At 73.0% G+C, this 14,047-nt stretch carries 14 protein-coding genes; 10 read left to right on the top strand and 4 right to left on the bottom strand.

The features are described 5' to 3' along the window. Window positions 1-84: 84 nt before the first annotated feature. From ACWED2_RS33525 to ACWED2_RS33515, 3 genes are all read right to left on the bottom strand, one after another. Window positions 85-948 (bottom strand): alpha/beta fold hydrolase, encoded by an 864-nt coding sequence (locus ACWED2_RS33525; RefSeq protein WP_449694516.1) that lies wholly within the window; start codon window positions 946-948, stop codon window positions 85-87. A 94-nt stretch (window positions 949-1,042) separates the two neighbouring features. Beyond that, window positions 1,043-1,813, bottom strand: coding sequence for a lysophospholipid acyltransferase family protein (locus ACWED2_RS33520; protein ID WP_449694515.1), 771 nt, complete (start codon window positions 1,811-1,813; stop codon window positions 1,043-1,045). Between the two features lie 68 nt (window positions 1,814-1,881). After that, on the bottom strand, window positions 1,882-2,286 hold the full coding sequence (locus tag ACWED2_RS33515) for a nitroreductase family deazaflavin-dependent oxidoreductase (RefSeq protein ID WP_449694514.1): 405 nt from the start codon (window positions 2,284-2,286) through the stop codon (window positions 1,882-1,884). 215 nt (window positions 2,287-2,501) lie between these two features. Here ACWED2_RS33515 and ACWED2_RS33510 point away from each other — a divergent pair, with 215 nt between their 5' ends. From ACWED2_RS33510 to ACWED2_RS33485, 6 genes are all read left to right on the top strand, one after another. After that, complete coding sequence (locus ACWED2_RS33510) at window positions 2,502-3,542, top strand: LacI family DNA-binding transcriptional regulator (RefSeq protein ID WP_449694513.1); 1,041 nt, start codon at window positions 2,502-2,504, stop codon at window positions 3,540-3,542. Between the two features lie 82 nt (window positions 3,543-3,624). Then, entirely contained in the window at window positions 3,625-4,758 is a 1,134-nt protein-coding gene (locus ACWED2_RS33505; protein WP_449694512.1) for a dihydrodipicolinate synthase family protein, read from the top strand. Beyond that, window positions 4,758-5,570, top strand: a complete 813-nt coding sequence (locus tag ACWED2_RS33500) for a sugar phosphate isomerase/epimerase family protein (RefSeq protein WP_449694511.1) — start codon at window positions 4,758-4,760, stop codon at window positions 5,568-5,570. Before ACWED2_RS33505 ends, ACWED2_RS33500 begins: the two co-directional genes overlap by 1 nt. Before the next feature lie 51 nt (window positions 5,571-5,621). After that, window positions 5,622-6,287, top strand: coding sequence for an IclR family transcriptional regulator (locus ACWED2_RS33495; RefSeq protein ID WP_449694510.1), 666 nt, complete (start codon window positions 5,622-5,624; stop codon window positions 6,285-6,287). 47 nt (window positions 6,288-6,334) lie between these two features. After that, window positions 6,335-7,048: a response regulator transcription factor gene (locus ACWED2_RS33490; protein WP_449694509.1), complete on the top strand. Its 714-nt coding sequence runs from the start codon at window positions 6,335-6,337 to the stop codon at window positions 7,046-7,048. Between the two features lie 2 nt (window positions 7,049-7,050). Next, window positions 7,051-8,331: a sensor histidine kinase gene (locus ACWED2_RS33485; protein WP_449694508.1), complete on the top strand. Its 1,281-nt coding sequence runs from the start codon at window positions 7,051-7,053 to the stop codon at window positions 8,329-8,331. Between the two features lie 97 nt (window positions 8,332-8,428). On the opposite strand, the gene ACWED2_RS33480 is transcribed toward ACWED2_RS33485, so the two are convergent. Continuing rightward, on the bottom strand, window positions 8,429-9,250 hold the full coding sequence (locus ACWED2_RS33480; protein ID WP_449694507.1) for an SCO6745 family protein: 822 nt from the start codon (window positions 9,248-9,250) through the stop codon (window positions 8,429-8,431). 220 nt (window positions 9,251-9,470) lie between these two features. Between ACWED2_RS33480 and ACWED2_RS33475 the strand changes: the two genes are divergently transcribed. From ACWED2_RS33475 to ACWED2_RS33460, 4 genes are all read left to right on the top strand, one after another. Further along, a complete protein-coding gene (locus ACWED2_RS33475; protein ID WP_449694506.1) occupies window positions 9,471-10,862 on the top strand; it encodes an amino acid permease in 1,392 nt (463 codons plus the stop codon). Continuing rightward, window positions 10,859-11,602: a carbon-nitrogen hydrolase family protein gene (locus ACWED2_RS33470; protein WP_449694505.1), complete on the top strand. Its 744-nt coding sequence runs from the start codon at window positions 10,859-10,861 to the stop codon at window positions 11,600-11,602. Before ACWED2_RS33475 ends, ACWED2_RS33470 begins: the two co-directional genes overlap by 4 nt. Further along, the gene (locus tag ACWED2_RS33465; RefSeq protein WP_449694504.1) at window positions 11,599-13,290 is read left to right on the top strand and encodes a flavin monoamine oxidase family protein; all 1,692 of its coding nucleotides are present in this window, start codon (window positions 11,599-11,601) and stop codon (window positions 13,288-13,290) included. Before ACWED2_RS33470 ends, ACWED2_RS33465 begins: the two co-directional genes overlap by 4 nt. 90 nt (window positions 13,291-13,380) lie before the next feature. After that, entirely contained in the window at window positions 13,381-14,046 is a 666-nt protein-coding gene (locus ACWED2_RS33460; protein ID WP_449694503.1) for a TetR/AcrR family transcriptional regulator, read from the top strand. Window position 14,047: the final 1 nt, after the last annotated feature.

Here is a 14,047-nt window from a genome sequence, read left to right as displayed (position 1 = left end):
CAGCTCGCGCAGCGCCGGCCGCGCGGGGCTCCCCGGCCGCGACGAGAAGCGGGGCCGGATCCATCCGGCGCACCGACCCAGACCTCAGGCGGCGAGCAGCTCGCGCAGCGCCTCGACCACCTCCTCCGGCCGTTCCTCGGGCAGGAAGTGCCCGCAGTCCAGCACGTGCGTCCGCAGGTCGGGCGCCCACGAGCCCCACACCGCCGCCGGATCGAACGGCAGCTCGCCGACCGGTCGCTGCCACAGCGCCGCCACCGGCATGGAGAGCCGGCGGCCGGCCGCGCGGTCGGCCGCGTCGTGCTCCGCGTCCACCGTCGCGCCCGCCCGGTAGTCCGCGCACACCGCCGCGATCGCCTCCGGCGTCGAAGCCGCCGCCAGGTACTCCGCCCGGATCGATGGCGGGATCGCGCCCGCCTCCCGCACCCAGGTGTCCAGGAAGTGACCGAAGAACTCCGCCGGCGCCGCGCCGAGCAGCCGCTCCGGCAGCGGTGGCGGGTGCGCGAGCAGGAACAGGTGGAACGCGAACACCCCGGCGGTGCCCGTCAGCGACTCCCACAGGTCCACGGCCGGGATCACGTCGAGCACCGCCAGGTGGCTCACCGCCGCGGGGTGGTCAAGCGCCGCCCGGAACGCCACCAGCGCGCCCCGGTCGTGGCCGGCCAGCGCGAACCGCTCGTGCCCGAGCGCGCGGGCCAGCTCGACGACGTCCGCCGCCAGCCGCCGCTTCGAGCAGTCACCCGGTGGCTTGTCGCTGCCGCCGTAGCCGCGCAGGTCGGGGCAGATCACCCGGCGGTCGCGCGCGAGCCGCACCGCCACCTCCCGCCAGGCGAGGTGGGTCTGCGGAAACCCGTGCAACAGCACCACCGGCGGCCCGGCGCCGCCCTGCGCGACGCCGAGGCGCCCGCCGTCGACGGGGATCCGCTCGTAGGAGAACCCGGAGATCGTCATGCCGGCAGGTTCTCACCCACCACCGACATTTTCGGGGGGTGCGGGTGGCGAAGCCCCCGCCCCGGGGCAAAGCCCCGGATCTCACCGCCGCCTTTCAGGCCGCGGCCGGCCGCTTCTCGCCGCGGATCGACTCGAGCAGGGCGGTCACCTCGCCCATGATCCGCGCCGTCGCCTCCTCGAGCACCGCTCGCGTCAGCTCGCGCCCGACGAGGTCCGAGAGGTCGACCGGCGGCCCGGCGACCAGCTCGACGGTCTTGCGCGGCAGCACTCGCGGGAGCTTCGCCGTCGACGGCAGCAGGTGGTGGGTCCCCCAGTTGGCCACCGGGATCACCGGGGCCCCGGTCTCCAGCGCGGCCCGCACCACGCCGGTCTTGCCGCGCATCGGCCAGCCGTCCGGGTCGTTCGAGAAGGTGCCTTCCGGGAAGATCGCGACGCATTCGCCCGCCCGCACGGACGTCACCAGGTCGCGGTAGGCCTCCGCGGCCGTCGCGGCACCGCGGTACACCGGGATGTGGCGTCCCGAGCGCATCACGCGGCCGACCACGGGCAGCTTCCAGAGCGACGCCTTCGCGAGGTAGCGCGGCACGCGGCCGGCCTCGAGGCAGAACGCCGTGAGCGTGGTGGGGTCGGCGAACGACAGGTGGTTCGACGCCACCAGCACGCCACCGGTCTTCGGGATGTGGTGCGCGCCCCGGACGCGGAACCGGGTGGTCTGGACGAGGAACTGCCAGACCACCTCGATGGCGAAGCTGTACCAGGCGCCCCGGCCGGCGCGGGCGAAGCGCCGGCCGTAGGCGATCATCTGGCGTCGGGTGAGCAGCTCACCTTCGGTGTCCAGGGCGGTCCAGCGGTCCATGAGTGTCATTCGTAGCCCACGACCGGCCGGATCGGCCCGTGCCCGCGCCGAACGCGGCGCAGATCACAGCGAAAACTTCAGAGCCGCTCGAGCACCACGACGGGGATCTCGCGGTCGGTCTTCTTGGCGTATTCGTTGTAGTCCGGCCAGACGGCGGCGAGCTTCTCCCAGAGCTTCGCGCGCTCCTCGCCGGCGGCCGTGCGGGCGCGCGCGGAGAACTTGTCCGCCTTGACCTGCACGCCGACCTCGGGGTGCTCGACGAGGTTGAAGTACCAGCCGGGGTGGTTCGGCGCACCGCCCTTGGAGGCCACGATCACCGGGTTTCCGTCGACTTCCTGGTAGATCAGGGCGAACTTGCGCTCCTGCCCGGTCTTGCGGCCCTTGGTGGTCAAGACCAATGTCGGGACGCCTTCCTTCCACTCGTGGCCGACCTCGCCGTCGGTCTCCTCGTAGCGGCGGACGTGCTCGTCACCGAACAGCATGCGGGTTCCTTTCGCGTCGCTCAGCAGTGGCGGACTCACTACTTGAAGGTTCTCCTTGTTTCCAACAAACTCACGGCGCGCGATCTTCCCGGCCGTTTTCACTCGTTCGGGGGAGGTCCCCCGAGCAGCGGCTTCTCCCGGCACACCCTCCTCCCAGTAGATTGCACCGACCGAGCACGCCGAGACACTCGACACCGATCTTGGAGGAGCCAGCCATGAAGGCCCGGCCGCACGTGACACTCGAAGACGTGGCACGCAGCGCGAACGTCTCGCTCGCGACGGCGTCGCGGGTGCTCAACGGCACCGCGTCCGTCCGCGCCGACCTGCGGGAGCGGGTGTCCGCCGCCGCGGCCGAACTGGCCTACGCCCCCAACGCGCACGCTCAGGCCCTCGCCGGCGGCACGCACCGCACGGTCGGCGTGATCTGCCACGACGTCAGCGACCCGTACTTCGCCGCCATCGCGGGCGGGGTGATGCGGGTGGCCACCGACAACGGGCTGCTCGTCATGCTCGCCGGCACGTTCCGCGACCCGGACCGCGAGGTCGCCTACGTCTCGACGCTGCGCGCGCAGCGGGCCGCGGCGATCCTGCTCATCGGCTCGGCGTTCGAAGACCGGGCGTGGGAACGCGCGATGGCCGCCGAGCTGGAGCCCTACCGCCGCGGCGGCGGCCAGGTCGCGGCGGTCAGCCGTCACCGCGGGCTCAAGATCGACACCGTGCAGCCGGACAACAAGGGCGGCGCCGCGGCGCTGGCGAAGGAACTCGTCGGCCTCGGCCACAAGCGGTTCGCCGTGCTGGCCGGGCCGCGGCGGCTGAGCACCGTGATCGACCGCCTGGCCGGGTTCACCGGCGAGCTCGCCGCGCACGGCATCGAGCTGCGTGAAGACGACGTCGTCGAGGCCGCGTTCAGCCGCGACGGCGGCTACGAGGCGACCAAACGGCTGCTCGCCGGCCGCAAGCGCAAGCTGCCGACCTGCCTGTTCGCCGTCACCGACGTGATGGCGATCGGGGCGATGACGGCGTTGCGCGAGGAAGGCCTGTCCGTGCCCGGCGACATCTCGGTGGCCGGGTTCGACGACATCCCGGTGGTCCGCGACCTGGCCCCGGCGCTGACCACGGTGCGGCTGCCGCTGGAGGAGCTCGGCGAACGCGCGATGGACCTGGCGATCAAGGGTTCCGCCGGCGCCCGGCCGCGGACGGTCCGGCTGTCCGGCGAAGTCGTCCTGCGCGAAAGCACCGGACGCCCCAAACGCTGACCCCACCGGGCCTTGCCGCGGACGCGGCACAGGCCCTACCGTGGGCCGAGAAAGCGCTTTCTGACCCTTCCGGAGGTCTTCGATGCTCGTGCTCCCGGCTCCCGGCGGCGAGCTGCTGCACTGGTCCCCGTCCGGGCCGCGGCCACCGGCACCCCCGAAGACACTGCCGACCTCACGCATCGCCTACGCCGCCGCGCACGTCGTCGCGGACGCGCTGGCCGACGAGCCCTACGCCGTGGACTGGGACACGACGCTGGCCTTCCGCGAGCACCTCTGGTCGTGCGGGCTCGGCGTCGCCGAGGCGATGGACACCGCGCAGCGCGGCATGGGCCTCGACTGGGCGACGACACAGGAGCTGGTGACCCGCACCGGCGCGGCCGCGGCCGGGCGCCGCTGGTGCGCCGGCGTCGGCACCGACCAGCTGCCACCGGGCCCGGCCACCGTGGCGTCCATTGTGGACGCCTGGCGCGAGCAGCTCGGCCTGGTCTCCGGCGCGGGCGCGGTCCCGGTCGTGATGGCCAGCCGGGCGCTGGCCGCCGCCGCCAAGAGCCCCGAGGACTACCACGCGGCATACGGGAAGCTGCTGTCCGAGGCGGGCGGGCCGGTCCTGCTGCACTGGCTGGGCGAGCAGTTCGACCCGGCGCTGGCCGGCTACTGGGGCCACGACGACGTCCGCGCCGCCGCCCGCGAGCTGGCCGCGCTCTGCACCGAGCACGCCGCCACCATCGCCGGGGTCAAGGTTTCGGTGCTCGACGCCGAGGTCGAGGTCGAATTCCGCCGCGCCCTCCCGGACGGCGTCGCCTGCTACACCGGCGACGACTTCAACTACCCGGAACTGATCGCCGGAGACGCCGAAGGCCACAGCGAGGCCCTGCTCGGCATCTTCGACCCGCTCGCCCCGGTGGCCGCGGCGGCGCTGGCCCGCCTCGACGACGGCGACCGGGCCGGGTTCCGCGCCCTGCTCGACCCGACCGTGCCGCTGTCGCGCGAGATCTTCCGCGCGCCGACCCGGCACTACAAGACCGGCGTGGTGTTCCTGGCCCACCTCAACGGCCACCAGGACCACTTCCGGATGATCGCCGGGCAGGAGTCCGCGCGCACGATCACCCACCTGGCGACGCTGCTGCGGCTGGCCGACGAAGCCGGCGTGCTGGCCGACCCCGACCTGGCCGAGGCCCGGATGCGGCCGCTGCTGCAGGTGGCGGGGGTCGCGTGATGGACCCGCGGCTGAGCCTCAACCAGATCACCACGAAGTCCTGGTCGCTGCCCGAGGCGGTGGCCGGCTGCGCCGAAGCGGGCGTCGGCTGGATCGGGCTGTGGCGCGACAAGGTCGCCGAGACCGGCGTCGACGAGGCCGCGCGGCTGCTCAAGGAGCACGGTGTCCGGGTTTCGTCGCTGTGCCGCGGCGGGTTCTTCACCGGTGTGACGCCGGAAGGGTCCCCTGTGGACGGTGTGGCGCAGACCCGGGAGGCGATCGACGAAGCCGCCGCGCTCGGCGCCGACGTGCTCGTGCTGGTCGTGGGCGGGATCGCGGGCAACGACCTCGCCGCGTCCCGGCAGCGGGTCGCCGACGCCGTCGGCGAGCTCGCGCCGTACGCCGGGGAGCGCGGGGTCCGGCTCGGCCTGGAACCGCTGCACCCGATGCAGTGCGCGGAGCGGTCGGTTCTGTCCACTGTGGACCAGGCGCTGGCGATCGCCGCGGCGCACCCGGCCGAGCAGGTCGGCGTGGTCGTGGACGAGTTCCACGTCTGGTGGGACCCGCGGATCGAGGAGTCGATCGCCGCGGCCGCCGGCCGGATCGCCGGGTTCCACGTCTGCGACGTCCTGGTGCCGCTCCCGGACCCGCTGCTGGGCCGCGCCCTGCCCGGCGACGGCCCGATCGACCACCGCCGGCTGCGCGCGGCCGTCGAGGCGGCGGGCTACACCGGGCCGATCGAGGTCGAGGTGTTCAACGCCGATCTGTGGGCCCGGCCGGGCGGGGACGTGCTGGCGGAGACCGTTGCGGCGTTCGAGCGACACGTGGCCTGAATCCGTCCACCAGTCGGTACGCTGGGTCCATCAGGCGGGACGGGGCGCTCGATGACGGCAGGCGAAGACGGCGGGGTCCGCAGCGTGCTGCGCGCGTTCGACCTGCTCGCCCTCTTCACCGAACACCGCCGGACCTGGGCGGTCAAGGACCTCACCGCGGCCAGCGGCCTGGCGAAGACGACGGTGCTGCGGCTGGTCGCCACCTGTGAGCAGCGGGGGCTGCTGTGGACGCGGCCGGACGGGCGGATCACCGTGGGGCCCGGGATGCTGCGCTGGGCCCAGCTGGCGAACACGGCGTGGCAGCTGCCCGAGCCGGTCCGGGAAGTGCTGCGCGAGCTGGCCCGCGACTGCGGCGAGACGGTGCACCTCTACGTGCGCAGCACCGCCGTGCTGGTCTGCGTGGCCCAGCAGGAGGGGTCCCGGGCCATCCGGCACGTGGGCCGGGTGGGTGACGAGCTGCCGCTGCGGTGCGGGGCCGCCGGGCAGGTCCTCGGCGAGGCGGCCGCGGACACCGCGGTCAGCCACGGCGAGCCGGAGGCGGGCGCGTCGAGCATCGCCGCCCCGGTGCGCGACGGCGAGGGCCGGGTGCTGGCCGCGCTGGCGATCACCGGACCGAGCAGCCGGTTCGGACCCGCGGAAATCACTGCGTTAACCGCAGCGGTGGCCGGGGCCTCCCGGCGGATATCGCAGATCGGGCTCGGCACGCGGACGGAATAGCCCACAATCACCCGGCGCTCGCCGGAACGTTGGTTAGGCTTCCCGGCATGCCGAACCTGCTGGTGGTGGAAGACGACGCGGCGATCGGCAGCGCGCTCGAATCGACCCTGCGACTGCACGGTCACCAGGTGTGCTGGCGCCGCGACGGGCGGACCGCCCTGCAGGCGGCCGAATCCGGCGACGATTTCGACCTCGTGCTGCTCGACCTCGGCCTGCCCGACCTCGACGGCGTCGAGGTCTGCCGCCGCCTGCGGGCCGCGTTGCCCGCCGCGGTGCTGGTCATCCTCACCGCGCGGCAGGAGGAAATGGACGTCGTCGTCGGCCTCGACGCCGGAGCCGACGACTACCTCACCAAGCCGATCCGGCTGGGCGAGCTGCTGGCCAGGGTGCGGGCGCACCTGCGGCGCGGCGCGCCGGCCGGGGCCCGGCCCCCGGTGACCATCGGCGGGCTGACCGTCGACATCGCCGGCCGGCGCGCCGTTCTGGGCGGGCGCGAGGTGGTGCTCCGCGCCAAGGAGTTCGACCTGCTGGCCCGGCTCGCCGAGCAGCCCGGCGTCGCGGTCAGCCGGGAGACGCTGATGTCCGAGGTCTGGGACGCGCACTGGTACGGCTCGACGAAGACGCTGGACGTGCACATCGCGGCGGTGCGCCGCAAGCTGTCGGCGGCCGCCGGGCCCGACGACGAGGTGCCGCGGATCGCCACCCTGCGCGGGCACGGCTACCGGCTGGAAGACCCGGCCCGGTCCGCGGCCGAAGGGTAGCCGTGCGCCGCCGGATCACCTCGCTGACGGTACTGGCCGCCCTGGTCGCGACCATGCTGTTCGCCCTGCCCCTGGGCTTCGCGGTGTGGCAGTACTACCATGACGACGCGAAGGGCGACCTGGAGCGAGCCGCGGACGCGGCCGCGCTCGCCGTGTCGCACGAGCTGAACGCCGGCCTGACGCCGGACGTGCCGCCGGTCGAGGAGGAGGCGGGCGAGGTCGACGTCGCGATCTACCTCCCGGACGGGCGGCTGCTCGCGGGGCGCGGGCCCGCCGTCGGCGGCCCGGTCGAGCGGCAGGCCGCCCAGGCCACGGTGGACGTGGTCATCGGCCGCGAAGACGGCGAACTGGTGCTGGCGGTGCCGGTGGTCAGCGGCTCCCGGGTGACGGGCGTGGTCCGCGCCGCGCGGCCGTTGTCCGAGCTGAAGCGGCAGATCATCCTGACCTGGGTCGGCATGGCCGGGCTCGCGGTCGCGACGACCGGGGTGAGCTGGCTGCTGGCCCGGCGGTTCACGAAGCGGCTCGTCCGGCCCCTGGAGGAACTCGCCGCCACGGCCGAGCGGCTCGGCGACGGCGACTTCACCGCCCGGTCCCCGCGCACGGGCATCCCCGAGATCGACCAGGTCGGCGAGACCCTGGACGCCACCGCGGCCCGGATCGGCTCGACGCTGGAGCGCGAGCGGGCGTTCTCCGCGGAGGCGTCGCACCAGCTGCGCACCCCGCTGACCGGGCTGCGCCTGCAGCTCGAGGCCGCGCTGGAAGCCCCGGCGGCGGACCCGTACGCGGCCATCCGCGCCGGCATCGCGTCCGCCGACCGGCTGGAACGCACCATCGAGGACCTCCTGGCACTGGGCCGGGAACGCCGGGCCCCGCGGGCCGAGCTGGACCTCGGCGCGATCCTCGAAGAGGTCCGGCAGACCGGCGAAGCCCTGCTCGGGCCGCAGGGGCGGACGCTGCGGATCCTCCGGGAGGACCCACCCCAGGCCCGCGCGGCGGCCGCGGCGGTCCGGCAGGTCCTCGGCGTGCTGGTGGACAACGCGGTGACGCACGGCCGTGGCACGGTGACGATCCTGGCCCGCGACGCCGGTGACGCGCTCGCCATCGACGTCGCCGACGAAGGCCCGGACCTCGGCGAGACGGACCCGTTCGCGACCACGCCCACCGGCCACGGCATCGGCCTCCGGCTGGCCCGCGGCCTCGCCGAAGCCGAGGGCGGCCGCCTCCGGCTCAGCCGCCCCGACCCACCCACGTTCACCCTCCTCCTCCCCGCCGCCCCACCGTGACGAACCAGGCATCACCCGTGTCTGGAGAGGCATCGGCGTGATGCCCTCCCGGTCACGCGAGATGCCCCGCTGATCACGCTTGATGCCTCGGGGACGGCTACATCGGGAAGGTTGCCCGGAAGGGGGCCGAGAGGGGTTCGAGGTCGGCGATGAGGTGGTCGAGCTCGGCGGGGGAAAGGGCCGTGTAAGGGGCCTCGGCGAGCTGGTCGGTCAGGGCCTCGACGCGGTCCTTCGTGGCCCGGCCGTCGGAAGTGAGCCAGCCGTCGGGGCCGACCAGGCCGCGGACGCGCATGCCTTCGATCACGGCGTCCAGCTGGGCCGCCGGGAGGTGCCAGACCCGGCCGAACTTCTCCGCGGGCAGATCGATGGACAGGGCGTGGAGCACGTGGGCCTCGGTCCCGCCGATGCCCTCGGTCAGCAAGGCGACCGTGTGGCCGTCGCCGCGGTGCTCGCGCAGCAGGGTGGCCGCGTGCCACAGCCGGGCCACCGGCTCCCGCGGCACCGGGAGCGCGCGCAGCGCGGCGTAGAGCGGACGTCCCCCGACCGGCGCGCTGGTCGCCGCCTTCAGCAGGACGTCGGCGGCGCGGGCGACGCGCGGATCGTCCGCGAGTTCACCGAGGATCCGCCGCATCCCCGCGACGCAGCCGCGTTCGCGGGCGGCCAGCGCCGCCTCGGGGGTGGTCAGTTCCCAGACCGCCGGGATGTGGCGGGCCACCTCGCCGGGGGCGAAGTTGTAGAAGACCGCGTGGACCACCTCGGCCGGGACGGACCGGCCGAAGGGCGCGGCCCGGCCGGCGAAGTAGGCGTCCCACACGTTGCGCAGGCCGAGCGCCAGCAGGGCCTCGTCCGACTCGTCGGCGAAGTAGGGCACCAGGCCGATCGGCTCGACCAGGTCGTACATGCGGCGGGCGACGGGCATCTTCTTCCCCCTGCGGGTCCTGCGGCACCCTCGTGGCGGCCGCGCTCACCCCCTCCACGAACAGCTCACCCCGGATCCGACACCTCGGCACCCGGCAAAATCCGGTGCGGAACGAATCGCCATGATCCGAAGCCGCTGTGCAATGAATCACCTGTGATTCATCTGTACGCGCAATGTTCCCCTGTTTTGCGCTCCGAAGACGACCGTTACCGTCGTCGACATGACTCTGCGAGCCGCGACGGTGCGGCGGAAACCGGTCGCCGACCTGGTCGCCGAAGGTGATCATGGCACGTTGAAGCGGTCGCTCGGCCTCGGGCAGCTCACCATGCTCAGCATCGGCGCGACGCTGGGCAGCGGCATCTTCGTCGTGCTCGGCGAGGCCGTCCCGGTGGCCGGCCCGGCGGTGGTGCTCTCGTTCGTGCTCGCCGGCGTCACGGCGTTGTTCTCGGCGCTGTCCTACGCCGAGCTGGCCGGGATGATCCCGCTGTCCGGTTCGTCCTACTCCTACACCTACGCCACGCTCGGCGAGCTCGTCGCCTGGATCTGCGGCTGGTGCCTGGTGCTCGAATACGGCGTCTCGGTCGCTTCGGTCGCCGTCGGCTGGGGGCAGTACCTCAACGAGCTGCTGCGGCTGGCCTTCGGCTTCGCCATCCCGGACGCGCTCAGCCAGCCGCCGGGCTCCGGCGGGATCGTGAACGTGCCCGCCATCCTCGTCGTCGTCCTCGCGATGCTCCTGCTGCTGTCCGGCGCGAAGGAGAGCGCGCGGGCCAACGCGGTGATGGTCGTGATCAAGATCGGCACGCTGGTGCTGTTCTGCGCGATCGCCTTCAGCGCGGTGCAGGCGAAGAACTTCACGCCGTTCCTGCCGCTCGGGCTGGCCGGGCTCAGCGCCGGCGGCGCCAAGCTGTTCTTCTCCTACATCGGTTTCGACGCGGCCTCGACGGCCGGCGAAGAGGCGAAGAACCCGCAGCGCGACCTGCCGCGGGCGATCCTGCTCTCGCTCGGCATCGTCACCGTGCTGTACTGCCTGGTCGCCGTGGCCGCCGTCGGCGCGCTGCCGTGGCAGCAGTTCGACGGCCAGGAGGCCGCGCTCTCGCGCGTGCTCGACGTCGTCTCGGACAACCCGTTCTGGGCCGGGCTGCTGGCCGTCGGCGCGATCGTGGCGATCTCCAGCGTCGTGCTGACCGTCCTTTACGGACAGACGCGCATCCTGTTCGCGATGTCCCGCGACGGCCTGGTCCCGCCCGCGCTGTCCAGGGTGGACGCGAAGACCGGCTCCCCGCGGATCAACACCCTCGTGGTCTCGGCCTTCGTCGCCGCCCTCGCCGCCTTCATCCCGCTCGGGAAGCTGGCCGACGCCACCAGCATCGGCACGCTGTTCGCGTTCGGCCTGGTCAACGTCGCGGTCCTGCTGCTCCGGAAGCGCCAGCCCGACCGCCCGCGCTCGTTCCGCGTCCCGCTCTCGCCGGTCACCCCGATCCTGGGCGTGCTCTGCTGCGCGTACATGATGCTCAGCCTCGACGGCGCCACCTGGCTGGTCTTCGGCGCCTGGATGGTCCTCGGCCTGCTGATCTACTTCGGCTACGGCATCCGGAAGTCGAGGCTGGCGTGAGGGTCGCGATCCACCAGGGCCCGCTCGACGACCTGCGCGAGATCGACGCCGACCTCGTCGTCACCGCGGAAATGAGCACCACCGGCTACCACATCGGCGCGCGCACCCACGAGCTCGCCGAGCCCGCCGACGGGCCCATCGCGGCCCGGATGGCCGCGCGGGCGCGGCAGCTGGGCACCGCACTGGCGTACGGCTACCCGGAAACCGACGGCGAGCACGTCTACAACAGCGTCCAGCTGATCGACGCGACCGGCCGCCGGCTGGCCAGCTACCGGAAGACGCACCTCTTCGGCGACCTCGACAAGGCCTGGTTCACCCCCGGCGACGAGCCGGTGGTCCAAGCCGACCTCGGCGGCCTCCGGATCGGGCTGCTGATCTGCTACGACGTCGAGTTCCCGGAGCTGGTCCGCGCGCACGCGCTCGCCGGCACCGAGCTGCTGGTGGTGCCGACCGCGCTGATGAGCCCGTACGAGCTGGTCGCCGACACGCTCGTGCCCGCGCGCGCCTACGAAAGCCAGCTGTTCGTCGCCTACGCGAACCGCTGCGACACCGAACGGGAGCTGACGTACTGCGGGCGGTCCTGTGTGGTGGCCCCCACCGGCGAAGTGCTCGCCCGCGCCGGCGCCGGGCCCGAGGTGATCGCCGCCGACGTCACGCGGGCCGCCCTGGCCGCGTCCCGCCTGGAAAACACCCACCTGGCCGACCGACGGCCCGAACTGTACCGAGGAACCACCGCATGACCTCCGCCGTCCCGACCGCGCTCCACCACGACGAACCGGCGGGCCGCCCGATCACGATGTTCGGCCCGGACTTCCCGTTCGCCTACGACGACTACCTCGCCCACCCCGCCGGCCTGGGCTCGCTGCCCGCCGGGCGGCACGGCACCGAGGTCGCCGTGATCGGCGGCGGCCTCTCCGGCGTCGTCACCGCGTACGAGCTGATGAAGCTGGGCCTGCGGCCGGTGGTGTACGAGATCGCCGAGCTCGGCGGCCGGCTGCGGACGGTGCGGTTCCCCGGCTGCCCGGACGACGTCGTCGCCGAGATGGGCGCGATGCGCTTCCCGCCCGCGTCGACCGCGCTCTTCCACTACATCGACAAGGTCGGGCTGGAGACGACGCCGTTCCCGAACCCGCTGGCACCCGGGACGCCGAGCACGGTCGTCGACTTGAAGGGGCAGAGCCACTACGCCCGCACGCCCGAGGACCTGCCCGCCGTCTTCCGCGAAGTCGCCGCGGCCTGGGACCGGACGCTGGCCGAACACGCCTCCTTCGCGGAAATGCAGACGGCGATCCGCGACCGCGACGCGAAGACGATCAAGCGGCTGTGGAACGACCTGGTCCCGAAACTGGACAACCAGACGTTCTACGGCTTCCTCTGCGACTCCCCCGCGTTCGCCTCCTTCCGCCACCGCGAGATCTTCGGCCAGGTCGGCTTCGGCACCGGTGGCTGGGACACCGATTTCCCGAACTCGATCCTGGAGATCCTGCGGGTCGTCTACACCGGAGCCGACGACGAGCACCGCAGCATCGTCGGCGGCAGCCGGCAGCTGCCGCTGCGGCTGTGGGAGCACACCCCGGAAGACACCGCTTTCTGGCCGGCGGGCACCAGCCTGAGCACGCTGCACGGCGGACGCCCACGGCCGGGCGTCGCGCGGCTGCACCGCACGGCACCCGGCAACATCACCGTGACCGACACCGAAGGGCACATCCGGACGTATCCGGCGGCGGTGTTCACCGCGCAGAGCTGGATGCTGCTGTCGAACATCGAGTGCGACGAAGCGCTGTTCCCGATCGACCACTGGACGGCGATCGAGCGCACGCACTACATGGCGTCGTCGAAGGTGTTCGTGCCGGTCGACCGGCCGTTCTGGCTGGACCGCGACGCAGGCACCGGCCGGGACGCGATGAGCATGACGCTCACCGACCGGATGCCCCGCGGCACGTACCTGCTCGGCGACGACCCGGCGAAGCCCGCGGTGATCTGCCTGTCCTACACGTGGGCCGACGACTCGCTGAAGTGGCTACCGCTGTCCGTCGGCGAGCGCGTCGAGGTGATGCTGCAGTCGCTGCGCGAGATCTACCCGGGTGTCGACGTCCGGCGGCACATCATCGGCGACCCGGTGACCGTGTCCTGGGAGGCCGAGCCGCACTTCATGGGCGCGTTCAAGGCGAACCTGCCCGGCCACTACCGCTACCAGCAGCGGCTGTTCACGCACTTCGTGCAGGACGAGCTGCCGCCGCGGTACCGCGGCCTGTTCCTGGCCGGCGACGACATCTCGTGGACGGCGGGCTGGGCCGAGGGCGCGGTGCAGACGGCGCTGAACGCGGTGTGGGGCGTCCTGCACCACTTCGGCGGGGTCACCGATCCGGCGAATCCGGGCCCGGGAGACGGCTTCGCGGACCTCGCGCCGATCACGCTGCCGGACTGACCGTGCCCCGATCGGGTATTGGCGTGGCGGCGCATCCGACATCGTGCTGACTACCCTGCCCGGCACAACGGCCCGTGCGACGATGGGGCCATGAACACCGAGCCGGCGCCGAGATGGCGAAGACTGGAACCGGACGAACGGAAGGAACAGATCTACGCCTGTGCAGCGCAGCTCTTCGGTGAGCGCCCGTATTCCGAAGTGTCCACTTCGGACATAGCCGCGGCGGCCGGCGTCGCGCGGGGGCTGATCAACCACTACTTCGGCACGAAACGCGAGCTGTACCTGGAAATCATCCGCCGCGCGCTGACCGTGCCGCGGCTGGCCGTCGAAATCCTCCCCGACGGGCCGCTCGAGCTGCGCGCCGACGTCGCCATCGAGTGGTTCCTCGACATGGTCACCAGCCAGGAGCGGATGTGGCTGGCCGCGATCGCGCCGGAGGGGATCGGCCGCGACCTCGAGGTGGAGCGCATCCTCGAAGAAGCCGACCGCGAATCCGCCGACCGCGTGCTGGAGGCCGTCGGGCTCTCCCGGGAGAGCGACCACGGGCCCGAGCTGAACGCGCTGGTGCGCGCGTTCGGCGGGATGGTGAAGGCGGCGGGCCGGGAGTGGCTCGTGCGGCGGTCGCTGACCCGCGACCAGGTGCACCTGCTGCTGTCGAAATCGCTGGTGACGCTGGTCGGCGAGATCTTCCCGGCCATCCAGGCGAAGCCGCCGCGCACCGGCCCGCCCGCGCCCCGGCAGGGCGATCCCGGGTAGA

Source organism: Amycolatopsis sp. NPDC005003 (assembly GCF_053600695.1).
Note: the sequence above shows the minus strand (reverse complement) of the source record. Positions and strands in the feature narration are given on the sequence as shown.

What these genes read in the sequence shown, in the direction of transcription:
- ACWED2_RS33490 (WP_449694509.1), top strand. Translation starts at nt 6,335, where the DNA reads ATGCCGAACCTGCTGGTGGTGGAAGACGACGCGGCGATCGGCAGCGCG.
- ACWED2_RS33510 (WP_449694513.1), top strand. Translation starts at nt 2,502, where the DNA reads ATGAAGGCCCGGCCGCACGTGACACTCGAAGACGTGGCACGCAGCGCG.
- ACWED2_RS33505 (WP_449694512.1), top strand. Translation starts at nt 3,625, where the DNA reads ATGCTCGTGCTCCCGGCTCCCGGCGGCGAGCTGCTGCACTGGTCCCCG.
- ACWED2_RS33475 (WP_449694506.1), top strand. Translation starts at nt 9,471, where the DNA reads ATGACTCTGCGAGCCGCGACGGTGCGGCGGAAACCGGTCGCCGACCTG.
- ACWED2_RS33465 (WP_449694504.1), top strand. Translation starts at nt 11,599, where the DNA reads ATGACCTCCGCCGTCCCGACCGCGCTCCACCACGACGAACCGGCGGGC.
- ACWED2_RS33525 (WP_449694516.1), bottom strand. Translation starts at nt 948, where the DNA reads ATGACGATCTCCGGGTTCTCCTACGAGCGGATCCCCGTCGACGGCGGG.
- ACWED2_RS33515 (WP_449694514.1), bottom strand. Translation starts at nt 2,286, where the DNA reads ATGCTGTTCGGTGACGAGCACGTCCGCCGCTACGAGGAGACCGACGGC.
- ACWED2_RS33500 (WP_449694511.1), top strand. Translation starts at nt 4,758, where the DNA reads ATGGACCCGCGGCTGAGCCTCAACCAGATCACCACGAAGTCCTGGTCG.
- ACWED2_RS33495 (WP_449694510.1), top strand. Translation starts at nt 5,622, where the DNA reads ATGACGGCAGGCGAAGACGGCGGGGTCCGCAGCGTGCTGCGCGCGTTC.
- ACWED2_RS33520 (WP_449694515.1), bottom strand. Translation starts at nt 1,813, where the DNA reads ATGACACTCATGGACCGCTGGACCGCCCTGGACACCGAAGGTGAGCTG.
- ACWED2_RS33460 (WP_449694503.1), top strand. Translation starts at nt 13,381, where the DNA reads ATGAACACCGAGCCGGCGCCGAGATGGCGAAGACTGGAACCGGACGAA.
- ACWED2_RS33480 (WP_449694507.1), bottom strand. Translation starts at nt 9,250, where the DNA reads ATGCCCGTCGCCCGCCGCATGTACGACCTGGTCGAGCCGATCGGCCTG.